At 72.7% G+C, this 20727-nt stretch carries 22 protein-coding genes; 7 read left to right on the top strand and 15 right to left on the bottom strand.

Annotated features, from left to right (window positions below; all coding sequences use genetic code 11):
- Positions 1–39: 39 nt before the first annotated feature.
- The 10 genes from ACZ5UI_RS00295 to ACZ5UI_RS00250 form a co-directional block, all read right to left on the bottom strand.
- On the bottom strand, positions 40–438 hold the full coding sequence (locus tag ACZ5UI_RS00295) for a cobalamin B12-binding domain-containing protein (protein ID WP_464192970.1): 399 nt from the start codon (positions 436–438) through the stop codon (positions 40–42).
- Between the two features lie 43 nt (positions 439–481).
- A complete protein-coding gene (locus tag ACZ5UI_RS00290; protein WP_464192968.1) occupies positions 482–1138 on the bottom strand; it encodes a peroxiredoxin in 657 nt (218 codons plus the stop codon).
- A 70-nt stretch (positions 1139–1208) separates the two neighbouring features.
- The gene (locus ACZ5UI_RS00285) at positions 1209–2579 is read right to left on the bottom strand and encodes an ATP-binding protein (RefSeq protein WP_464192966.1); all 1371 of its coding nucleotides are present in this window, start codon (positions 2577–2579) and stop codon (positions 1209–1211) included.
- Positions 2580–2909, bottom strand: a complete 330-nt coding sequence (locus ACZ5UI_RS00280; RefSeq protein ID WP_464192964.1) for a cupredoxin domain-containing protein — start codon at positions 2907–2909, stop codon at positions 2580–2582.
- A gap of 12 nt (positions 2910–2921) precedes the next feature.
- On the bottom strand, positions 2922–4526 hold the full coding sequence (locus tag ACZ5UI_RS00275) for an acyl-CoA mutase large subunit family protein (protein WP_464192962.1): 1605 nt from the start codon (positions 4524–4526) through the stop codon (positions 2922–2924).
- A 78-nt stretch (positions 4527–4604) separates the two neighbouring features.
- Positions 4605–5462: a sigma-70 family RNA polymerase sigma factor gene (locus ACZ5UI_RS00270; protein WP_464192960.1), complete on the bottom strand. Its 858-nt coding sequence runs from the start codon at positions 5460–5462 to the stop codon at positions 4605–4607.
- Positions 5463–5707: 245 nt separating this feature from the next.
- On the bottom strand, positions 5708–6442 hold the full coding sequence (locus ACZ5UI_RS00265; RefSeq protein ID WP_464192958.1) for a spermidine synthase: 735 nt from the start codon (positions 6440–6442) through the stop codon (positions 5708–5710).
- A gap of 5 nt (positions 6443–6447) precedes the next feature.
- On the bottom strand, positions 6448–7560 hold the full coding sequence (locus ACZ5UI_RS00260; RefSeq protein ID WP_464192956.1) for an acyl-CoA dehydrogenase family protein: 1113 nt from the start codon (positions 7558–7560) through the stop codon (positions 6448–6450).
- On the bottom strand, positions 7557–8312 hold the full coding sequence (locus tag ACZ5UI_RS00255; protein WP_464192954.1) for an HAD family hydrolase: 756 nt from the start codon (positions 8310–8312) through the stop codon (positions 7557–7559). The genes ACZ5UI_RS00260 and ACZ5UI_RS00255 overlap by 4 nt, the downstream gene beginning before the upstream one ends.
- Complete coding sequence (locus tag ACZ5UI_RS00250; RefSeq protein ID WP_464192952.1) at positions 8309–9481, bottom strand: acetyl-CoA C-acetyltransferase; 1173 nt, start codon at positions 9479–9481, stop codon at positions 8309–8311. Before ACZ5UI_RS00250 ends, ACZ5UI_RS00255 begins: the two co-directional genes overlap by 4 nt.
- Before the next feature lie 59 nt (positions 9482–9540).
- On the opposite strand from ACZ5UI_RS00250, the gene ACZ5UI_RS00245 reads away from it, so the two are divergent.
- From ACZ5UI_RS00245 to ACZ5UI_RS00230, 4 genes are all read left to right on the top strand, one after another.
- Positions 9541–10986 (top strand): leucyl aminopeptidase family protein, encoded by a 1446-nt coding sequence (locus tag ACZ5UI_RS00245; RefSeq protein ID WP_464192950.1) that lies wholly within the window; start codon positions 9541–9543, stop codon positions 10984–10986.
- Between the two features lie 9 nt (positions 10987–10995).
- The gene (locus ACZ5UI_RS00240) at positions 10996–11478 is read left to right on the top strand and encodes a YflT domain-containing protein (protein ID WP_464192948.1); all 483 of its coding nucleotides are present in this window, start codon (positions 10996–10998) and stop codon (positions 11476–11478) included.
- A gap of 175 nt (positions 11479–11653) precedes the next feature.
- Positions 11654–11827 (top strand): hypothetical protein, encoded by a 174-nt coding sequence (locus ACZ5UI_RS00235; protein ID WP_464192946.1) that lies wholly within the window; start codon positions 11654–11656, stop codon positions 11825–11827.
- A 30-nt stretch (positions 11828–11857) separates the two neighbouring features.
- Positions 11858–13240: a hypothetical protein gene (locus ACZ5UI_RS00230; protein WP_464192944.1), complete on the top strand. Its 1383-nt coding sequence runs from the start codon at positions 11858–11860 to the stop codon at positions 13238–13240.
- On the opposite strand, the gene ACZ5UI_RS00225 is transcribed toward ACZ5UI_RS00230, so the two are convergent.
- Positions 13237–14361, bottom strand: coding sequence for a S1 family serine peptidase (locus ACZ5UI_RS00225; protein ID WP_464192942.1), 1125 nt, complete (start codon positions 14359–14361; stop codon positions 13237–13239). The two genes, ACZ5UI_RS00230 and ACZ5UI_RS00225, sit on opposite strands and share 4 nt — an antisense overlap.
- A 56-nt stretch (positions 14362–14417) precedes the next feature.
- On the opposite strand from ACZ5UI_RS00225, the gene ACZ5UI_RS00220 reads away from it, so the two are divergent.
- Positions 14418–15035, top strand: coding sequence for a DedA family protein (locus tag ACZ5UI_RS00220; protein ID WP_464192940.1), 618 nt, complete (start codon positions 14418–14420; stop codon positions 15033–15035).
- A gap of 37 nt (positions 15036–15072) precedes the next feature.
- Here the strand turns inward: ACZ5UI_RS00220 and ACZ5UI_RS00215 are convergent, their stop codons facing one another.
- Together ACZ5UI_RS00215 and meaB are read right to left on the bottom strand one after the other, a co-directional pair.
- Positions 15073–15903, bottom strand: coding sequence for a proline dehydrogenase family protein (locus tag ACZ5UI_RS00215; protein WP_464192938.1), 831 nt, complete (start codon positions 15901–15903; stop codon positions 15073–15075).
- Positions 15900–16853: a methylmalonyl Co-A mutase-associated GTPase MeaB gene (gene meaB / locus ACZ5UI_RS00210; protein WP_464192936.1), complete on the bottom strand. Its 954-nt coding sequence runs from the start codon at positions 16851–16853 to the stop codon at positions 15900–15902. The genes ACZ5UI_RS00215 and meaB overlap by 4 nt, the downstream gene beginning before the upstream one ends.
- A gap of 13 nt (positions 16854–16866) precedes the next feature.
- Between meaB and ACZ5UI_RS00205 the strand changes: the two genes are divergently transcribed.
- The gene (locus ACZ5UI_RS00205; protein WP_464192934.1) at positions 16867–17571 is read left to right on the top strand and encodes an acyltransferase; all 705 of its coding nucleotides are present in this window, start codon (positions 16867–16869) and stop codon (positions 17569–17571) included.
- Here the strand turns inward: ACZ5UI_RS00205 and ACZ5UI_RS00200 are convergent.
- On the bottom strand, positions 17568–18365 hold the full coding sequence (locus ACZ5UI_RS00200) for a class I SAM-dependent methyltransferase (protein WP_464192931.1): 798 nt from the start codon (positions 18363–18365) through the stop codon (positions 17568–17570). The two genes, ACZ5UI_RS00205 and ACZ5UI_RS00200, sit on opposite strands and share 4 nt — an antisense overlap.
- 61 nt (positions 18366–18426) lie before the next feature.
- Between ACZ5UI_RS00200 and ACZ5UI_RS00195 the strand changes: the two genes are divergently transcribed.
- Positions 18427–20061 (top strand): MFS transporter, encoded by a 1635-nt coding sequence (locus ACZ5UI_RS00195; protein WP_464192929.1) that lies wholly within the window; start codon positions 18427–18429, stop codon positions 20059–20061.
- Here ACZ5UI_RS00195 and ACZ5UI_RS00190 read toward each other — a convergent pair.
- Entirely contained in the window at positions 20058–20723 is a 666-nt protein-coding gene (locus ACZ5UI_RS00190) for a transglycosylase family protein (protein WP_464192927.1), read from the bottom strand. The two genes, ACZ5UI_RS00195 and ACZ5UI_RS00190, sit on opposite strands and share 4 nt — an antisense overlap.
- Positions 20724–20727 lie beyond the last annotated feature (4 nt).

Below are 20727 nucleotides of genomic sequence, written 5' to 3'. Positions count from 1 at the left end.
CGATCGGGATCGTACCCGGTTCGTTGACTGAGGAGTCAATCAGCGGGTGACCGCTCCACGGATGTAGTCGACGATCTCCTGCGTCGACGCACCCGGCGTGAACACCGCCGACACCCCAAGCTCCTTGAGCTCGGGGATGTCATCGGCCGGGATCGTGCCCCCGACCGTGACCAGCACATCGGTGATGTCCTGCTCGCGCAACAGCCCCACGATCCTGGGCACCAGCGTCATGTGCGCACCCGACAGGATCGACAGCCCGACCGCGTCGGCATCCTCCTGGATCACCGTCTCCACGATCTGCTCCGGCGTCTGATGCAACCCGGTGTAGATCACCTCCATGCCCGCGTCACGCAGCGCACGGGCGATGATCTTCGCCCCGCGGTCATGGCCGTCCAGGCCCGGCTTGGCCACCACGACGCGGATCTTGCGCTCGCTCATGGCGCGAGACGATACTTCCGCCCCGCGCCCGAGCGTCGCGTCGTTACTTCGTGGGGACCAGCCGGATGTAGGGCAGCGGCTGCTCCCAGCCGTCCGGGTAGCGCTCCTTGGCCTGGTCGTCGGAGACGGCCGCGACGATGATCGCGTCGTCGCCGGGCTGCCACTGCGCCGGCGTGGCCAGCTGCTCCTTGGCGGTCAGCTGCAGCGAGTCGATCACGCGCAGGACCTCGTCGAAGTTGCGGCCCGTGGTCATCGGGTAGATGAGCACCAGCTTGACCTTCTTGTCGGGGCCGACCACGAACACGTTGCGCAGCGTCGCGTTCTGCGCGGGCGTGCGCTCGGTCGGATCGCCCTCGACGTCGGCCGGCAGCATGCCGTAGGCCTTGGCCACGTTGAAGTCGGTGTCGGCGATCAGCGGGTAGTTCGGGGCGGTGCCGCCGAACTCGCCGATCTGCTCGGCCCACTTCGCGTGGTTGTCGAGCGGGTCGACGGAGATCCCGATGATCTTCACGCCGCGCTTGTCGAACTCGGGCTTGATCGACGCCATGTAGCCGAGCTCTGTCGTGCAGACCGGCGTGAAGTTCCGCGGGTGCGAGAACAGCACGGCCCAGTCGTCGCCGATCCAGTCGTGGAACGAGATCGGCCCTTCCGTCGTTTCCGCCTGGAAATCGGGGGCGGTGTCGCCGATGGTCAGCGCCATGTGTGCCTCAGTTGGTCGTGGGGACAGACTTCTCTAAATCCTACCGGGTTTCCGGTAAATGCAACCCAAGTCAACTGGTGGGCAACAGCACGCGGAAGCACGTCTGTCCCGGCGCCGACTCGACCAGCAGCTCGCCGCGATGGCGCACGACGATCCGGCGCGCGATGTCGAGGCCGAGGCCGGTGCCCGATCCGACCGGCTTCGTCGTGAAGAACGCCTCGAAGATCTGCGCCTGGATCTCGTCGGGGATGCCCGGCCCGTTGTCGGCCACCTCGACGACCACGCGTCCGGGCTCGGTGCGCGTGCGCAGCGTCACCGCGGCGTCATCGCGTCCCGCGGTGGCGGCGATCGCGTTGTCCAGCAGGTGCGTCCACACCTGGTTGAGCTCGGAGCCGTAGGCCTCGATCGACAGCGGCGCCGGCGCGTACTCGCGCACGACCGCGACGTCGGCGTCGCGCAGCAGCGGCGCCAGGATGGCCACGGTGCTGTCGAGCCCCTCGTGGATGTCGACGGTCAGCCGCGGCGCCCGGTCCAACAGCGCGTACTGCTTGAGCGCATCGACCAGCTGGGCGATGCGCAGCGTGCTGCGGTGCAGGTCGTCGAGGACCACCGCGCGGGCCGCGCGCTCGGCCACCAGCCGCAGAGCGGGCGCGATCAGGTCGGGCCCGGGCACCAGCTCGAAGACCCGTGCGACCGTGGCGTCGTCCACCCCACCTTCGACCAGCGCGGCGGCGATCGCGTCGGCGTCGTCGACCGCGCGGGCGTCCAGCTCGCCGACCAGATGCTCCTCGCGGTCGGCCGCCTGCAGCGCGCTCAGGGGCGCCGCCGCCGGCGGGTCGAGCTCGATCAGCGCGTGCAGGGCGCCGGCGTCCAGTCCGCCGGACAGCAGCTCGTCGAGCGCGACGTCGCGGGCCGTGCCCAGCTCGCGCAGCGCGTCGGCGGTGCGGACCGCGGCCGCCGCCGGGTTGTTGAGCTCATGGGCCAGCCCGGCCGACAGCTTGCCCAGCGCGAGCAGCTTCTCGCGGTCGCGCGCGAGCCCCTGGATCGTGCCCATCACCGGCGCGAACACCCGGAGCATCTCGCGCAGGACCGAGCGGTGGGTGAAGACGAACTCCAGGAACGCGTCGCCGTCCCACTCGACCAGGCGGGCGTCGGTCAGCGCGCGCGTCGACGCGTGGTACGTGCCCGCGGTCAGGAGCGCGATCGCCCCCATCGTGCCGCCGGCCCCGTGGCGCATCATCACCGCCTGCTCGCCGGCCACCGTGCGCGTCGTCTCCAGCTCGCCCTCCAGCACGAGATGGAAGTGCGTGGCGGGCTGGCCCTCGAGGAACAGATCCTGGCCCGCGGCGAGTCGGCGCTCGGAGCCGAGCGCCGACAGCTCACGGAGTTCCTCGTCGTCGAGAGAGGCGAAGAGCGCCGTCTCGCGAGGAACCTGGACCAACTAGCGGACCTTCAGCGTGAGGTCCATGCCCGGGTGGATCGTGCAGACGATCTTGTAGGTCCCGGACTTGGTCATCTTGTGCGTGAAGGTGCCCGAGGTCTGGACGGTCGAGCGGAACTTCTGCGGACCGGAGACCACCGAGACGTTGTGCGGCGCCTTGCCGGTCCAGTCCCAGGTCACGGTCGTGCCCTTGGACACGGTCGCCGACTTCGGCTTGAAGAAGTTGTCGCCCAGGTCGATGGTCGTCTTGGAGGCCGCCAGGGCCGGAATGGCCAGCGCCGCACAGGCGACGAGGGGAACAACGGAAAGGGCGGCAATGCGCTTGCGCACGACGGGCACTCCTCAGTAGACCGGGGTCTCGGTGTAGGCGCCCCAGACGGACTGGAGCCGATCGATTATCTCACCCTCGCTGGCCCGCACGCGAGCGGCAACCAGCAGGTAGGGCATCAGGTTGTCGCGATCGCGGGCCGCGGCGGTGGCCAGCGCGGTGAGCGCGTCCTCCACGGCCTGGCTGTCGCGACGGGCGCGAACGGCCTGCACACGGTCGATCTGCTTGCGCTCCAGCGCGGGGTCGATGCGCAGGATCGCCATGGCCGCGTCGTCGCCCTCGGTGTACTTGTTGACACCGACCACCACCCGGTCGCCGGCGTCGATCTCCGTCTGCAGTTGGAACGCGGCGTCGGCGATCTCGCGCTGGGGGTAGTTCTCCTTGACCGCCGCGACCATCCCACCGAGCTGGTCGATCTTGCCGAAGTACTCATACGCCTGCGCTTCCATCTTGTCCGTCAGCGCCTCGACGAAATAGCTGCCGCCCAACGGATCGATCGTGTTCGTCACCCCCGTCTCGTGCGCGATGATCTGCTGCGTGCGCAGCGCGATGCGGACCGCGTCCTCGGTGGGCAGCGCCAGCGCCTCGTCATAGCTGTTGGTGTGCAGCGACTGCGTCCCGCCCAGCACGCCGGCCAGCGCCTCGATCGCCGTACGCACGATGTTGTTCAACGGCTGCTGCGCCGTCAACGACACACCGGCGGTCTGCGTGTGAAAGCGCATCAACCACGACTTCGGGTTCCTGGCCCCATACGTCTCGCGCAGCTCCCGCGCCCAGATCCGCCTGGCCGCCCGATACTTCGCGATCTCCTCGAAGAAGTCGATCTGCGCGTTGAAGAAGAAGCTCAGGCGGGGCGCGAAGTCGTCCACGTCGAGGCCGCGGGCGATCGCCTCCTCGACGTAGGTGAGACCGTCCTTCAGCGTGAACGCCAGCTCCTGCGCCGCCGTCGAGCCCGCCTCGCGGATGTGGTAGCCGCTGATGCTCACCGAGTTCCATCGCGGCATGTCGGTGGAGGACCACTCGATCATGTCCCCCAGCAGGCGCATGGCCGGGTCGATCGGGAAGCACCACTCCTTCTGGGCGATGTACTCCTTGAGGATGTCGGCCTGGATCGTGCCGCCCAGCCGCTCGGCGGGAATGCCCTTCTCCTCGGCCGCCACGACGTAGTAGGCCAGCATGATCGCCGCGGGCGCGTTGATGGTCATCGACACCGTGACCTCGCCCAGGTCGATGCCGTCGAACAGCGTCTCCATGTCCTCGACGGTGTCGACGGCGACGCCCTCGCGCCCGACCTCGCCCAACGACCGCGGATGGTCGGAGTCGTGCCCCATCAGCGAGGGCATGTCGAAGGCGGTGCTCAGCCCCGTCTGCCCGTGGTCGATCAGGTAGCGGAAGCGCTCGTTGGTCTCCTCCGCCGTCCCGAACCCCGCGAACTGCCGCATCGTCCACAGACGACCGCGGTACATCGACTCGTACACGCCCCGCGTGAACGGGTACTCACCGGGCCGGCCGATCTGCTCGGCCGGCGGCAGGTCGGCCTCGGTGTACAACGGCGCGATCGGCTCACCCGACAGCGTCGTGAAGGGCACATCTCGCTCGGTGCGCGGCTCGGTCGCCATGGCCCGCAGTCTAGAAACGACGAAGGGCGCCCGAGGGCGCCCTTCGCGGTACGTGCTTGGTGCAGACGTGGTGCGGAGCTACGCGACCTCGCGCAGGTCCTGCAGGTCACCGATGTCGGCCAGACGCGCGAGCGCGCGGGCCTCGAGCTCACGGGCCTCCTTGGCGGTCACGCCGAGCTTGCGCTCGATGCGCTCACCGGGAGCCAGGAGCTCGCCACCGGCGCCGAAGCGCGCGGCGATGACCTTCTGCTCAGCCTCGGGCAACGACTTGACGGCGCGCTCCAGACGGGCCCGGATGTCCATCTCCTGGACGGCCTCGTCGGGGGCGGGGCCATCGCTGGGGCGCAGCTCACCGAGGGTGGCCGAGTCGGAGTCGTCGCCAACGCGACGGTCCAGGCTGGGCGGCTCGTAGTCGAGCGCACGGATGCGGGTGACCTCGTCGACCTCGAGACCGGCTTCCTTGGCGATCTCGGCGTCCGTCGGGTCGTGCTCCAGGCGCACGGTCAGCTCACGCTCCACGCGACCCACCTTCCGCGCACGCTGCGCGATGTGGGCGGGGAGGCGGATGGTGCGGGCACGGTTGTCCAGGCCACGCTGAATCGCCTGGCGAATCCACCAGGTCGCGTAGGTGCTGAACTTGTAGCCCTTCCGGTAATCGAACTTCTCGACGGCGCGGATCAGGCCGAACATGCCCTCTTGGACGATGTCGGCGAACGGCATGCCCTGACCCTGGTACCGCCGCGCGATGGAGACGACGAGGCGGATGTTCGAGTTGATCATCCGGCCCTTCGCGTTGAGGTCACCCTGCTCGACCCTCTTGGCGAGGACGACCTCTTCCTCCTTCGTCAGCAGCGGGTAGACCGACGCCTGCTCGAGGAGCAGGTCGGTCGGCTCCAGCTCGTCGAGCGCCCGCTCACTCAGGCGATCAACTGCCACGCGTATCACTTCCTTCTCGGTTCAAAATCCTAGTTCTCAAGTATGTATTCTACGCCGATTCGTTGATTTAGCAACGGCACGGCGGGCGTGATGTTGCGCACATTCGTGCGGAAGTTTCAGCCTTCGAGAGCGGTAGGGCCGATGGCCAAAGCGCGCGAGGCGCCACCAGTCGCTCTGAGTGCCATAAAATGGTACCAGATCCCACGTGCTTCCCGCATCTGCCTGGGCAAAACCATGCAGGTGCCTCAACCGGACGAATCGACGAGCGGCTTGGCGCCTTCGGCCCACATGACCGCCGCCTCGCCGTCCAGCAGGTCGACGCCGGGCAGCGCCCGCTTCAAGCGGGCGATCGGCAGCGTCCGCCCGGCGGCCACGACGAAGTTCCCGGCCCGCCGGCCGCGCAGCACCGGGCGCTCGGCGATCAGCGTCGGCTCACCCAGCGCGGCGGCGATCGTGGCCAGCTGCCGGCGCACGCGGCGCAGCGGCGCCTCGTCGATCAGGTTGGCCACGTAGACGCCGCCCGGCCGCAGCACCCGGCGCACGTCGCCCAGGGCCTCCAACGTGGTCACGTGGTCGGGCACGTAGGGACCGACGAACACGTCGGCCACGACCGCGTCGAAGGAGCGCGGCCGCTGCGCGGCGACGCCGGCGCGAGCGTCGCCCACCCGCACCCGCAGGCCGGGCACGTCGTCGAGGCCGAGCTCGGCCCGGGCCACGCGCACGACCTCGTCGTCGACCTCGTAGACGACGGAGCGCGACGCGGGGTCCGTCGCGGCCAGCCAGCGCGGCAAGGTGCAGGCGCCGCCGCCCAGATGCAGCACGTCGGTGGGCCCGCACACCGCGAGGATCGCGGCGATGCGCTGCACGTAGGGGATCTCCAGCCGGGCCGGATCGGCCAGGTCGACCACGGAGGCCTCCAGCCCGTCGACCAGCAGGGTCCGCCGGGTGCCGTCGGCCAGGACCCGCGCCCGGCCGGACATCGAGCTCAGCCCGCCAGCGCGCCGAGCAGGCCGCGGGCGATCACCAGGCGCTGGATCTCGCTCGTGCCCTCGTAGATCTCGGTGACCTTCGCGTCGCGGTAGTAGCGCTCGGCCGGGAACTCGCGGGTGTAGCCGTAGCCGCCCAGCACCTGGATCGCCTCGCCGGTCCAGTGCCGCGCGACGCGCGAGGCGAACAGCTTGGCCTGCGCGCCCTCGACCGTGTGCGGCCGGCCCGCCTGCTTGAGCCGCGCCGCGCGCCAGACCAGCGCGCGCGCCGCCTCGATCTCGGTCTGCATGTCGGCCAGCTTCTGGCTGATCGCCTGGAACCCGGCGATCGGCTGACCGAACGCCTGGCGCTCCTTGGCGTAGCTCGTGGCCAGGTCCAGCGCGGCCTGGGCGATGCCCACCGCCTGCGCGGCGATCCCGATGCGCCCGCCGTCGAGCGTCGACAGCGCGACGCGCATGCCCGCGCCCGCCGGCCCCAGCCGCTCGGCCGGGCTGGCGTCGAAGACCAGATCGGCGGTCGACGACGAGTGCAGCCCGAGCTTCTCCTCCTCGCGCACGGCCTGGAACGTGCGCGTGACGAAGGCCGAGATGCGCTCGTCCTCCCGCGCGAAGACGTTGACGTGGCGGGCGTAGGAGCCGTTGGTGATCCACTGCTTCGTGCCGCTGACCGTCCCCGTCGCCTCGTCGTAGCGCGAGCGCATCGCGCTGGCGTCCGAGCCCGAGCCCGACTCGGTCAGCGCGAACGCGGCGATCTCGTGGCCCTGGGCCAGCGGCGGCACCATCCGCTCGATCTGGTCCGGCGTGCCGTGGGCCAGCACGGGCAGCGTGCCCGCGCTGGTGTGGACGGCGACGGTCACCCCCACCCCGGCATCGGCCCGCGACAGCTCCTCGAGCACCAGCACGTAGGACAGGAAGTCGGCGCCCGCGCCGCCGTGCTCGACCGGCACGCACACGCCCATCAGGCCGAGCTCGCCCAGATGGCGGAAGACCGCCAGCGGGAAGGTGTGGTCGCGGTCCCACTGGGCCGCCTTGGGGGCGATCTCCTCGTCGGCGAAGCGCCGGGCCAGCTCGCGGATCTCGCGCTGCTCGTCGTGCAGCTCGTGGTAGCTCACTTGCGCACCGCCCGCCGCGCGGTCGCGGCCACCGCGCCCACGCCGGCCGTGGCCACCAGCGCCGCGCCGATCTTCAGCCGCTTGCCCAGCGTCTCGAAGCGCATCACGTCCCAGCCCTCCTCGCGCGCCACGCGCGCCAGCTCGGTGTCGGGGTTGACCACGACCGGGTGGCCGACCGCACGCAGCATCGGCAGATCCGAGGCCGAGTCGCTGTAGCCCCACGACTGGGCCAGGTCGATGTCCTCGGCCGCGGCCAGCTCGCGCATCCGGATCGGCTTGCCCTCGCCGTAGTTGAACGGGCCCGTCAGCTTCCCGGTCAGCACGCCGTCGGCGTCGGCCTCCAGCTGCGTGCCCAGACCACCGTCGAAGCCGAGCACGGTGGCCAGCAGGTGCGCCATCTCCTGGGTGGCGGCGGTGCAGATGTACACGCGCCGGCCGGCGTCCTGGTGGTCCCAGGCGACCTGCAGCATGCGCGGGTACAGGCGCGGCAGCACGCCGGCCAGCACCATCGGCGCCATGCGCGAGAACTCGACGGCACGATGGCCCTCGATGATCGCGCCGACGCGGTCCTGCACCCGCTGGGTCGACTCGTCGGTCGACCCCTGCAGACGGAACTGGAGGTTGGCCCACGCGTCGGCGTACAGCTGACGGCGGGGGATCAGGCCCGCGCGGGCACCCGCGCGGGCCCAGTGGAAGCCGGACGAGCCGGCCATCAGGGTCCGATCCAGGTCGAAGAAGGCGGCTTGGGTCACACCTTCACGATGACGGCGTCACCCTGACCGCCGCCTGAGCAGATCGCCGCCACGCCGAGGCCGCCGCCGCGGCGGCGCAGCTCGAGGATCAGCGAGCCGATGATGCGCGCGCCCGAGGCGCCGATCGGGTGGCCCAGGGCGACCGCGCCGCCGTTGACGTTGACCTTCTCCTCGTCGATGCCCAGCAGGCGCACCGAGTGCAGCGCGACCGACGAGAACGCCTCGTTGATCTCCCACAGGTCGATCTCGTCGGCGGTCAGGCCCGCCTTCTCCAGCGCCTTCTGGGCGGCGCTGGCCGGCGTGGTGGCCAGGTAGGCGAAGTCGTTGGCGGTCTGCGCGTGGGCGACGATCTCGGCCAGCACCTCCTTGCCGTTGGCCCTGGCCCACTCGTCGGAGGCGACGACCAGGGCGGCGCCGCCGTCGTTGACGCCCGGCGAGTTGCCGGCCGTGTGCGAGCCGTCCTTGACCAGGCCGGGCAGCTTGGCCAGCGACTCCAGCGTCGAGCCGCGGCGCGGGGCCTCGTCGACCTCGACCACGGTGTCGCCCTTGCGCGACTTCACCGTGAAGGCGGCGATCTCCTCGGGCAGGCGGCCTTCGTCGGTCGCCGCGTTGGCGCGGTCGTGCGAGCGCAGCGCCCACTTGTCCAGGTCGGCGCGGGTGATCTCCAGCTCGTCGCCGATCTCGGTGGCCTCGACGAACATCTGCTTGCCGGTGAACGGGTTGGTCAGGCCGTCGGAGACCATCGCGTCCAGCGCCTTGACCTCGCCCATGCGGAAGCCGGTGCGCGCGCCGGGCAGCAGGTAGGGGGCCTGGGACATCGACTCCATGCCGCCGGCCACGCCCACCTCGACGTCGCCCGCGCGGATCGCCTGATCGAGCAGGACGGTCGCGCGCACGCCCGAGGCGCACACCTTGTTGACGGTCTCCGAGGAGACGTCCTTGGGGATGCCGGCCTTGATCTGGGCCTGGCGCGAGGGGATCTGGCCGACGCCGGCCTGGAGGACCTGGCCCATGATCACGTGGTCGACCTGGTCGGGCGCCACGTCGGCGCGCTCCAGCGCGGCGGCGATGGCGTGCGCGCCGAGATCGATGGCGGGCACCGTGGACAGGGCGCCGCCCATCTTGCCGATGGGCGTTCGCGCGGCGCTGAGGACAACGGTCTTGGGCATCGGGAACGGCCTCTCCTTGCGAAATAGCGAAGGCGCCAGATCCTAGACTCGTGCGCTGCATGGAGGTCACCGCCACCACCCTCGCCCCCGTCGACACGGCCGCTGACACGGTCGCGATCGGCGTTTTCGCAGACAAGAACGTCTCGCACGACCTCGAGGGCGCCCCGCTGCAGGCGCTGCTGGACTCGGGCGAGGCCCGCCGTGCCTTCGGCCATCTGGCCCTGACGCACGCGGCCGGCCAGCGCTGGCTGCTGATCGGGCTGGGCGCGCGCGACGACTTCGGCGCCGAGCAGGCGCGCGTCGCCGCGGCGCTGGTCGTGGCCCGCGCCCGCGAGCTGGGCACGCGCACCCTGTGCTGGGAGCTCCCCCACCGCCTCGACGCCACGCAGGTCGAGGCGTTCGTCGAGGGGACCGTGCTGGGCGCCTACCGCTTCACGCGCTTCAAGGCCGGCGCCGACGAGCCCGCGCCCGAGGTGGAGGCGCTGATCGTCTCCGACCACGCCGACCAGTCCGCGCCCGTGGCCCGCGCCGCGCTCATCGCCGCGGCGCAGAACCGCGCCCGCGACCTGGCCAACACCCCGCCGAACGAGCTCACGCCGACGGCGCTGGGCCAGCGTGCGCAGGCGCTGGCCGCCGAGCATCCGGCGTTGACCGTCGAGGTCGAGGGTCGGGCCCAGCTCACCGCGCGCGGCATGGGCGCCTTCGCCGCGGTCGCCTCCGGCGCCGGCGAGGAGCCCGCGCTGATCACGCTGCGATACGAGCCGCGCCCCGGCGACGGCTACGACCTGGGCCTGGTCGGCAAGGCGGTGACGTTCGACAGCGGCGGCCTGTGGATCAAGCCGGCGCAGTCGATGCCCGCGATGAAGTTCGACATGGCCGGAGGCGGCGCGGTGCTGGAGGCCATCGGCGCGATCGCGGCACTGGCGCTGCCCGTGCGGGTCGTCGCGGTGATCGGCGCGACGGAGAACCTGATCGACGCCCACGCGATGCGCCCCGGGGACGTCGTGCGCACGCTCCAGGGCACCACGGTGGAGATCATCAACCCCGACGCCGAGGGCCGGCTCGTGCTGGCCGACTGCCTGGCCTACGCGGTGCAGCTCGGCGCCCGGCGGCTGGTCGACGTGGCCACGCTGACCGGGGCGATCCTGTCGGCCCTGGGCCGCAGCTACGCCGGCCTGTTCGCGGACGACCCGGCGTGGGCGGCGACGGTCGAGGCCGCCGCCCAGCAGACCGGCGAGCGCGTGTGGCGCATGCCGCTGGACCCGGAGTACGCGAAGCTGCTGGACAGCGCGACCGCCGACATCGTCAACTCGGGCGAGCGCGGGGTGGCCGGGGCCAGCGTCGCCGCGCAGTTCCTCGTCCGCTTCAGCGGCGACGTGCCGTGGGCGCACCTCGACATGGTGGGCACGGGGTGGGACCAGGGCCGTGCCTACGCGGGCAAGGGCGCGTCCGGCTGGGGCGTGCGGCTGCTCGTCGAGTTGGCGCGCGCCACGTCGGCGCAGTAATTTCGCGCGATGGCCAGCGACAGCTCCCGCCGGTCGGTGGGGACCTACAACCACTACGTCGACGCCCAGCGCGCCGTCGACACCCTCTCCGACAAGGGCTTTCCCGTCGAGCGGGTCTCGATCGTGGGCACCGGGCTGCGCTTCGAGGAGCAGGTGCTCGGGCGCGAGACGGTCAGCACCGCGACGATCCGCGGCGCCGGATCGGGCGCGCTGATCGGCGGCCTGTTCGGCCTGTTCCTGTGGGCGATCTCGGCCAACGACGTGAGCGCCGGCTACATCATCCTGTACGGCCTGGTCTTCGGCGCGGTGTTCGGCGCGCTGCTGGGCGCGATCTTCCAGGCTGCCTCCGGCGGCCAGCGCGACTTCCGCTCGACCGGGCAGCGGACCACCGCCGACCACTACGACGTGATGGTCGACGACGAGGTGGCCGATGAGGCCATCCGACTGCTGGACGGCGGTGCACCGGGCGTTGCATCCGCGTCTGCGGTCTGACGTCTACGCGCCCAATCCTTGCGAAACCTCACCACCGTGGTGGATACTCACTGGGCCTGCGGAGGCGCCGGTCCAGGGAAGGGTCACCAATTTGTTCGCACGTCGGGTCAGTCCGCAAGCTCGAGGTCACCTACTCGGTGGCTTGATCGTCATCGCGCTTGCTGGCGTCTGCTGGATGAGCATGATGGACAACGGGCTGCATCAGCCGGGAACGCGCGTCCTCGTCCTCTTCGGCGGGCTGCTGGTCACGTTGGTCCTGCTCATGCGGGACATGCCCGATCGCACCGTCTTCGCCTACGCGATCGGCTTCTTCACGGCGTTCGCGTTGTTCTGGATCGTCGGGTCCTAGCGGCCCTTCCGTCCCACTAGGGTCCGGCCCGTGCGCCGGGCCCTCGCCATCTGGCTGCTGCTGTTCGCCGTGTACGCGGCCGCGCTCGGCCTCGATGCGGCGCCCGGCCAGCGCTGGTCGGTGCGCGAAGGCCACGAGCTGCTGAGCGCCGAGTCGATCGCCACCGACCGCGACCTGGACCTGCGCGACGAGTACGCCACCCAGGCCTGGACGGCGTTCGACGGCCCACCCTTGACGCCGACGGCCGAGCCCGTGGGCGGCCGCCTGATCGAGCCCCAGGGGATCGGCTTCCCGCTGCTGATCGCGCCCGCCTATGCGCTCGGCGGCCCGACGCTCGTCCAGCTGTGGCTGGCGGCGCTGACCGCGCTGGCCTTCGTGTTCGCGGCGGCCATCGCCCGACGCGTGGTGCCCGAGCCGTGGGCGACCTGGTCGGCGGTCGTCGCCGGGCTGTCGCCGCCGGTCGTGGCCGCCGCGACGCGCATCTCCCCCGAGCCCGCCGCCGGCATGTTCCTGGCCGCCGCCGTCCTGGCCGCGCTGCTCGTGCGCGAGCAGCCCCGCCCGCGGTTCACGCTGTCGTGCGCGGCGGCGATCGCCGTGCTCCCCTGGCTGGCCATCTCGCTGGTGCCCGTGGGCGTGGGCTGCGCGGCGGCCCTGGCCCGCTGGCTGCGCCGCCGCCGGCGCGGCTTCGCGGCGCTGACCGCCGTGGAGGTCGTGCTGTTCTCCGGCGTGCTCTACGTGACGCTGACCGACCGCCTGTTCGGCGGGCTGACGCCCTACGCGCCGTCGCTGGCCCCCGACGGGGCGCTCGGGGCCGACTCGGTGGGCGAGGTGCTCGAGCGCTGGCCGCGGCTGGTCGGCTGGTGGCTGGACCGCGACGCGGGCATGATCCGCTGGGCGCCGTTCGCGGCCCTGGGCTTCCTGGCGCTGTGGCTGCTGTGGCGCTCGCGGCGCGATCGCCTCGCGGTGGCCGTGCCCGACCAGATCCATGTCGAGGTCGTCGCCGGCTTCCTGGCCGCGCTGTGCGCCACGCAGCTGTTCGTCGTGAGCTTCCTGGCTCCGTCGCTGCACGGCGACTGGGCGCCGGCCCGGCTCCTGCTGCCGGTGGTGCCGGTGGGCGCCGCCCTGGCCGGCTGGGGCCTGCGTCACGCGCCGCGCGTCGGCGCCGCCCTGGCCGCGCTGACGCTGGGCGCGACCGCCTGGATGCTGATCGGCCTGCGCATCGGCGACGGCGGGCTGCAGCCGGTCAGCGGGCCGGTGCCCTGGGGCGGCCTGCAGGACGTGCTGCCCTTGTTCGACGCGTCGATCGGCCAGGGCGAGGCGATCCTGCTGGCCATCTGTGGCGCGGCGCTCGGCGGGCTGGCCGTGCGCGAGTGGCACTCGTGGCAGACCACCCGCGGCGGCGTCGGCTTCTAGCGCAGCGTCCAGCCGCGGCACTGCTGGCGGGTGCCGGGGCGGCGCAGGCACAGGCGAAAGCCGCCGGGCGGGCCGGTGCCGACGGTGGCCGTGCCGTACCCGGGCACCTGCGCGGTGCCGCCGGCGCTGTGGGCGATCGAGCGACAGGAGATGCGGTGGCCGAGGTCGGCGAGCTGGGGCACGTAGGCCGACGACGGACCGTCCTGGGCGACCGTCCGGCCGTCGCGCAGGAACAGCGTCGTCGTCGACTCGGCGTCGACCCAGGTCGGCGCCTTGCAGGTGAAGCCGCCGCCGTTGCGCCGCGGCAGGCGCAGGTCGCCGATGTCCTCGGCGTAGGGCATCGCGGGCGGGTGGTCGTTGCCGCGCACGAACTCGCCGATCCCCGGGCTGGTCAGATCCGAGAACCAGGCCCGCTCGCCCTTGGTGCACCGGTTGTCGCTGCCGCCGCTGATCACGCCCGTCAACACGACGAGCGGGCCGGTGGTGACGATCGGTCCGCCGCTGTCGCCCGGACAGCCGGTCCCGATCCGCGACGAGGCGCAGATCAGCGCGCTGATGCCCGACAGGCAGCGCAGCGCCGGCCCGACCGTCATGTCGAGCAGGTGTGCGTCGACGACCGGGTCGCGGTGGTGGTCCTCCCCGAAGCCGTAGCCGCGCACGATCGCCCCTTCGGCGGGCGGGAGGTTGAGCTCGGCCAGCGCGATCGGCGCCACGGCAGCCGTCGTCTCGAAGGGCGCGTCGACCTGCAGGACCGCGACGTCGCCGAAGCCGAACCGCTCGTAGCTGAAGCCCGGATGCACCCGCACCGCGACGACGCGTCGCTCCTGGGCGTCGGGCGTCGGGGCCGCGGCGCGCTTGGTCACGCCGGCGGTGACCGTGTAGGACGCGACGCGTAGGCGGCGCCCGCTCTCGCCCTGGGTGCAGTGCGCGGCCGTCAGCACGTGGGTCGGGTCGATGATGCTGCCGGTGCAGATCAGGAAGCCGTCGCTCAGGTCGACCTCGATCAGCACCGTGTAGGGCGCCTCGGTGGGCGACGTGACGCGCGGGCCGTGGTAGGCGCCGGCGGGCGCGGCCAGCGCCAGCAGCACGGCAAGCACGACCAGGGCGAGGACGCGGCGCATCAGCGCGACGCTACCCGAGCGCGGGCTGGGCGGCGCCGATCTCTACCCTGGCGCGGATGCTCGCCGCCATCGACGACATCGCCCACGACGCCCTGGTCAGCGCCGGCTACGCCGGCCTCATCGGGGTGATGATCGTGGAGAACCTGTTTCCGCCGATCCCCTCCGAGCTCGTGCTGCCGCTGGCCGGCTACGAGGTCTCGCGCGGGGAGATGACGTTCGTGGCGACGGTCGCCGCGGCGACGCTCGGCTCGCTCGTCGGCGCGCTGATCCTGTACGCGCTGGGCCGCTGGGGCGGGCGCCCGGCGATCGAGCGGTGGGGTCGGCGCCTGCGGGTCGGCCCGCGCGAGCTCGACCGCGCCGAGTCGTGGTTCGGGCGCTGGGGCGACTGGGTCGTGCTGGGCGCGCGGCTGGTGCCCGGCGCGCGGTCGGTCGTCTCGATTCCGGCGGGCACGATGCGCATGGGCCTGTGGCGCTTCATCGCGCTGACCACGCTGGGCTCAGCGGTGTGGAACAGCGTGCTGATCGGCGCCGGCTGGGCGCTGGGCGACAACTGGGAGACGATGTCCGGCTGGGTCGGCGGCGCCTCCAAGGTCGTGCTCGTCGCCGCCGTGGTCGGCATCGCCGGCCTGTTCGTGGCCCACCGGGTGCGCCGCGGGCGCCAGGGCGCCTCGTAGCCACGCAGGGTGTTCTGGCGCGTCACCTCGGCGACGTTCAGCCTGTCCCCTCGGCCTCGGCCCGGCGGCGCAGCAGGTAGCGCAGCCAGTCGGGCCCGTAGGCCGCGTAGATGCGCACCTGGCGCCCAGCCGCGGCCAGCGCGACGGCGTCGCCGGCGCGCACGCCGAGCAGCATCTCCAGCGGCGCGTCCGCGACGACGTCGCGCAGCGCCGGGTCGTGGGTGGCCAGCACGGGCGTCGCGCCCGCGGCGTGCAGGTGCTGGGCCAGCGCGCGGAACGCGTCGTCGGTCGGCGTCCCGTAGGGGTGTGCGTCGGCCGCCGACTCCACGTAGGCGCCCTTGACCAGGCGGACCGGCACCCCGGCCTCGGTCAACCGCGCGGCGTCCGCCGGGGAGCGGCGCAGGTTGGCCTGGAGCGTCGCGGTCAGCGGCACGCCCTCGCCGGCCACGGTCAGCACCGCCGCGAAGACTGCGTCGGCCCGCGCGGCCTCCTCGGCGCCGACCTGCAGCCGCGCGCCGGCGGGCAGCACCGCGCCGATGCGCCGCAGCGCGTCGGCCCGCATCCCGACGTGCGACAGGTCGACCGACACCCACGTGTCCTCGTCGACAGCGGCGGCCAGCGTCTCGTAGCCCTGCAGCACCCGCTCGATCGCGGCCGGATCGTCCTCCCGCTCGCCGAACAGGTCCAGCGAGCACGACAGCCCGGCCGCCCGCAGCCGCGCGGCGACGCCCAGCGCCTCCTCCAGCGTCTCCCCCGCGACGTAGCGGGCGGCGGAGCGACGCGCGCGGGCCCGCAGCGCGGGGGTGGCCATCACGAGCCGCTCGAACGGCTCGTTCGTGGCCAGCGCGAAGCGCAGCCGGCGCTTCACACGTCGGCGCCGGTCTTCTCCAGCAGCGCGGTGGCCGCGCTGGCCGGATCCAGGCGGCGGGCCACCACCTCGTCGAGCAGCTTGGCGAAGTCGGCGTCGTCGTGGAGGCCTTCCTCCAGACGGCGGCGCATGCGCCCGGCGGCCAGCGCCAGCACCTCGTTGCGCAGGTTGCGCCGGCGCCGCTCGCTCAACGTGCCCTCGGACTCGATGTAGGCGCGGTGGGCGTCCATCTGCTCGACGAGCTCGTCGATGCCCTGGCCGCGCGTCGCCTCGGTGGTGACGATCGGCACCCGCCAGCCGCGCTGCGGGGCGAGCGACAGGACGCCGCGGATCTCGCGGACCATCGTCTCGGTCAGCGGGTGGTCGCGCTTGTTGACCACGATCACGTCGGGGATCTCCATCACGCCGGCCTTGAGCGCCTGGATCGAGTCGCCCGAGCCGGGCATCAGCGCCAGCACCACCGTGTCGGCGTGGTCAATGATGTCGACCTCGGCCTGGCCGACGCCGACGGTCTCCAGGAAGACGTCGTCCTTGCCGCTGGCGTCCATCAGCAGCGCCGCCTGCAACGCGGCCTCCGACAGTCCGCCCAGCGCGCCGCGGTTGGCCATCGAGCGGATGAAGACGCCCGGATCGAGGAAGTGCTCGGTCAGCCGGATGCGGTCGCCCAGCACCGCGCCCTGCGTGAACGGCGACGACGGGTCGATCGACAGCACGCCGATCGTGCGGTCGGCCGCCCGGCGCGCCTTGGTCAGCGCGCCGATCAGCGTCGACTTGCCCACCCCGGGCGGTCCGGTGAAGCCGAAGACGGCGGCGCTGCCCGTCTGGGGATAGACCTCGCGCACGATCGCGTAGCCGTCCGGGTCCTCGTTCTCGACGAGCGTGATGGCCCGGGCCAGGGCGCGGCGATCGCCATCGAGAAGGCGCTGGGCAAGGGATTGTTCGTCAGCCATCGGGCCGCGCATCATGGCATTAGTCTCCGTCGCGTCGATGGAGCGCGTGCTGTCCCCGGTCCCTGCCCCGCCCGTCCCGCCGGTGTGGCGTGACGAGCCTCCGCCCCGCCATGGCGGGCCGCTCACCCTCCTGCGCTTCCTGCGCCGCAACGGGATGCTCAAGCCCGGCTACCTGCGGCTGCTCGTGCGCCTGGGCTGGCTGAAGCTGCGCTTCCGCGGGCGCCTGACCACCGACGGGATCGCCTTCGTGTGCCCCGACGTGACGTTCGAGATCGGCAAGGGCGCCAGCGTGCACCTGGGCCGCTGGTCGTGGATCGGACACGGGACGAAGATCCGCTCGCACGAGGGCGAAGTGCGCATCGGCGCGAAGTCGGTGCTCGGCCAGGAGTGCACGATCTCCTCCTTCCAGCACGTCTCGATCGGGCGCGAGTGCATCGTGGCCGACCGGGTGATGCTGATCGACTTCGACCACGGCGTCGTCGAGGTCGACCGGCCGATACGCGATCAGGGCATCTACAAGCGCGACGTGCGCGTCGGCCACAACGTGTGGATCGGCTACGGCGCGTGCATCCTGCGCGGCGCCACCGTCGGCGACAACGCGATCATCGGGACCAGCACGGTGATCACCAAGGACGTGCCCGACAACGCCGTCGTGGGCGGCGTGCCCGGGCGGATCCTGCGCATGCGGCCCACGCCGCGCGCGATGCGCTGGCGCTAGGCGCCGGTCTTGACGCCGCGCACCAGCAGGTAGTCGAACGGCACCGACAGCTCGCCGTCCGTCCGCTCCGCGCGCTCCTCGAACAACGCCGTCAGCGCGGCCCGCAGCTCCTCCTCGGCGATGCCGGCCCGCAGGGCAGCGGCCATCCCCGCGACCTTCTCCAGCGCGAAGGCCACCATCGTCTGCGCGTCGGCGAAGCGCCAGTGCAGCACGTGTCGCTGGATCGACAGCTCGACGCCGCGCTGGGCGAACAGCTCGTGCAGCCCGTCCTCGCTGGCCCACGGGGTCGGCTCGATGCGCTGCCCGGCCGGCGAGGGCAGCAGGCGGCCGATGGCCGCCCCCATGGCCATGGGCACGCTGTCCAGCGGCCACGTGGTCAGGCCCAGCCGCCCGCCCGGCGTGAGCACCCGGGCCAGCTCGCCGGCCGCCACCGCGGGGCGCGGCGCGAAGATCACCCCGAACGTCGAGGTGACGACGTCGAAGCGGTCCTCCTCGAACTCCAGCGCCTCCGCGTCGCCTTCGAGGAAGTCGGCTTCCAGCCCTTCGGCGGCCGCCGTCTCGCGCGCGACGGCCAGCAGCTCGGGCGTCAGATCGACGCCGACGACGTGGTCAGCGCCGGCGCGCGCCGCGGCCAGCGCGACGTTGCCGGTCCCCGTGGCCACGTCGAGCAGCTCGGCGCCGTCGAGCGGGCCGAGCGCCCGCAGGAGCGCGACGCTGGCGGGGCGCAGCCGCTCGGCGATGGACGGGTAGTCGCCGGTGGCCCACTCGGCGCGCACGGCTTCGGCGTCGGACATGCCGCGCACGGTAACCCGAAATGTGAAGGCAGCGTTGCCGCGCATTGGTCAGGATGCCGGTGTGGAGCGCACGGATGCGAGCTGGCGCGGGACCGTCCGCGCCGCGGTGATGGGCAACCCGCCGCTGGTGCGGCTGCTGGCCGGCACCATCGCCACCGCCCTGGGCAAGGCCGGGTTCTCGGTCACCGTCAGCGTCTACGCCTTCCGCTACGGGGGTGCCACGGCGCTCGGCCTGGTCACGCTGGCCCAGACCCTGCCCGCGCTGCTGGCCTCACCGCTGCTCGGTCTGGCCTCCGACCGGCTGCCGCGCAAGCGGGTGATCGTGATGACCAACACGCTGCGGGGCACGGCGATCGCCCTGGCCGCGGTCGCCGCCGCGCTGGACCTGCCCTTCGGCGTCTTCGCGGCGGCCGTCGCCTACAGCATCGTCTCGACCGCCAACCAGCCCGCCCGCTCCGCGCTGCTGCCCACGATCGCCCGCTCACCGGCCGAGCTGTCGCGCGCCACGGCGATGCTGGGCACGATCGACAGCGGCGCCGTGCTGGTCGGCGGCGGCCTCGGCGGCCTGGTGCTGGCGCTGACCAGCACGACCGCCGTGGCCGGCGGGTGCGCGGTCGCGTTCGCCGTCGGGGCGCTGGTGATGATGGGCGTCCCGACCGACACGCGCCTGCCCCAGCGCCGGGCCACCGGCCCGCTGCGCGAGGTCAGCGCCGGGTTCGCCACGGTGCTCGGCCACGCACAGCTGCGCTCGGTGATCCTCGTGGTGTGGGCGCTGTTCGTGGTCGAGGGCCTGAGCGGGGTGCTCGTCGTGGCCACGGCGATCGACCGACTCGGGCTGGGCACCGAGGGCGTCGGCTACCTGAACATCGCCTTCGGCGCCGGCGGCGTGGCCGGCGGGGCGATCGCCTTCCTGATCGTCGGCCGCACCCGCCTGACCACGGCGATGCTCGCGGGCGCGCTCGTGCTCGGCCTCCCGATGATCCTGGCCGGCCTGGTGTCGCTGCCCGTGGCGGCGGTGTGCGCGTGGCTGGGCTTCGGGGCCGGCTACAGCCTGGCCCGCATCTCGGCCACCACGCTCCTGCAGCGCCTCACGCCCGATCGCTTCCTGGCCCGGGTGCTGTCGGTCCAGGAGAGCACGTGGGTGCTGGGCATCGGCACCGGCGCGATCGTGGCCCCGGCCCTGGTGCACGGGCTGGGCGAGGGCGCCGCGCTGGTCATCGCCGGCGCCCTGCTGCCCGGGGTGCTCGCGCTGCGCTGGCGCACGCTGCGCTCGCTGGAGGACGGCGCGCCCGTGCCCCAGGCCGAGTTCCAGCTGCTGCGCATCAACCCGATCTTCGCGCCGATGCCGGTGGCCACGCTCGAGGACCTGGCCCGGCGCCTGATGGCGATCGACGTGCCCGCGGGCACCGACGTGGTCTGCCAGGGCGACGTCGGCGACCGCTTCTACTTCGTCCGGTCGGGCGAGCTGGCGGTCTACGAGAACGGCGTCCTGGTGCGCCGTCTGGAGTCCGGCAGCAGCTTCGGGGAGATCGCGCTGCTGCGCGGCGTCCCGCGCACCGCCACGGTGCGCGCGACGACCGCGTGCGACCTGCGCGCGCTGGACCGCGAGCTGTTCCTGCTCAGCGTCACCGGGCAGGACGACAGCCACGATGCCGCGGTCGAGCGCGCGCAGCGCCACGCGCCGGTGGTCGCTTAGCTGTTGGAGCAGACCGGCCAGGCGGCCGGGCCCTGGACCTCCAGCAGCATCGCGGCGCGCTTGTCCTGCTCGGCCTCGGAGGCCGCCGCCGGATCGCCGCTCCCGCCGACCGCCCGCCACGTGTCGCGGCTGAACTGGTACTTGCCCCGGTAGGTGCCGCCCGAGGACACGGCGGTCGGGTCGCCGCCCGACTCGCACTGCGCGATGCGGGCCAGGAGCGCGCTGTCGGAGCCGGTCGTGGCCGTGCTCGTGCTGCGCGCGGCCAGCGCCTGCGTCTCGGATCGACCGCCGGCCACGCCGAGCGCCGCCAGCGTCTGCGGCCCGGCGATGCCGTCGGCCAGCAGGCCGTTGGCCCGCTGGAAGCGCAGGAGCGCGGCGCGCGTCTGCGGCCCGTAGATGCCGTCGACGGTGATGCCCAGCGCCTGCTGGACCGCGCTCGTGGTCGACTGGCTGCTGGAGGACTGGGTGATGGATGACGGCGCGGCGGCCGCGCCGCCGACCAGCACGGTCAGGCTGGCCACCAGCACGGCCGCGCCGGTGCGACCGCGCAGTCGTCGACGGCGCTGGCGGAAGGCCGCGTCGCGTCGGACGTCGGACGCGCGTTGGGACGCACGGATCTCGTCGCGATACCACGCACGCGGTTTGCTCTCGGGGATGGGCACGGCA

It is taken from the genome of Conexibacter sp. JCM 18997, from assembly GCF_055391915.1.
The sequence above is the reverse complement of the archived record's forward strand: the minus strand, read 5'-3'. Positions and strand labels throughout refer to the sequence as shown.

What these genes read in the sequence shown, in the direction of transcription:
- ACZ5UI_RS00200 (WP_464192931.1), bottom strand. Translation starts at nt 18,365, where the DNA reads ATGTCCGACGCCGAAGCCGTGCGCGCCGAGTGGGCCACCGGCGACTAC.
- meaB (WP_464192936.1), bottom strand. Translation starts at nt 16,853, where the DNA reads ATGGCTGACGAACAATCCCTTGCCCAGCGCCTTCTCGATGGCGATCGC.
- ACZ5UI_RS00220 (WP_464192940.1), top strand. Translation starts at nt 14,418, where the DNA reads ATGCTCGCCGCCATCGACGACATCGCCCACGACGCCCTGGTCAGCGCC.
- ACZ5UI_RS00205 (WP_464192934.1), top strand. Translation starts at nt 16,867, where the DNA reads ATGGCATTAGTCTCCGTCGCGTCGATGGAGCGCGTGCTGTCCCCGGTC.
- ACZ5UI_RS00295 (WP_464192970.1), bottom strand. Translation starts at nt 438, where the DNA reads ATGAGCGAGCGCAAGATCCGCGTCGTGGTGGCCAAGCCGGGCCTGGAC.
- ACZ5UI_RS00235 (WP_464192946.1), top strand. Translation starts at nt 11,654, where the DNA reads ATGAGCATGATGGACAACGGGCTGCATCAGCCGGGAACGCGCGTCCTC.
- ACZ5UI_RS00275 (WP_464192962.1), bottom strand. Translation starts at nt 4,526, where the DNA reads ATGGCGACCGAGCCGCGCACCGAGCGAGATGTGCCCTTCACGACGCTG.
- ACZ5UI_RS00225 (WP_464192942.1), bottom strand. Translation starts at nt 14,361, where the DNA reads ATGCGCCGCGTCCTCGCCCTGGTCGTGCTTGCCGTGCTGCTGGCGCTG.
- ACZ5UI_RS00265 (WP_464192958.1), bottom strand. Translation starts at nt 6,442, where the DNA reads ATGTCCGGCCGGGCGCGGGTCCTGGCCGACGGCACCCGGCGGACCCTG.
- ACZ5UI_RS00245 (WP_464192950.1), top strand. Translation starts at nt 9,541, where the DNA reads ATGGAGGTCACCGCCACCACCCTCGCCCCCGTCGACACGGCCGCTGAC.
- ACZ5UI_RS00250 (WP_464192952.1), bottom strand. Translation starts at nt 9,481, where the DNA reads ATGCCCAAGACCGTTGTCCTCAGCGCCGCGCGAACGCCCATCGGCAAG.
- ACZ5UI_RS00290 (WP_464192968.1), bottom strand. Translation starts at nt 1,138, where the DNA reads ATGGCGCTGACCATCGGCGACACCGCCCCCGATTTCCAGGCGGAAACG.
- ACZ5UI_RS00240 (WP_464192948.1), top strand. Translation starts at nt 10,996, where the DNA reads ATGGCCAGCGACAGCTCCCGCCGGTCGGTGGGGACCTACAACCACTAC.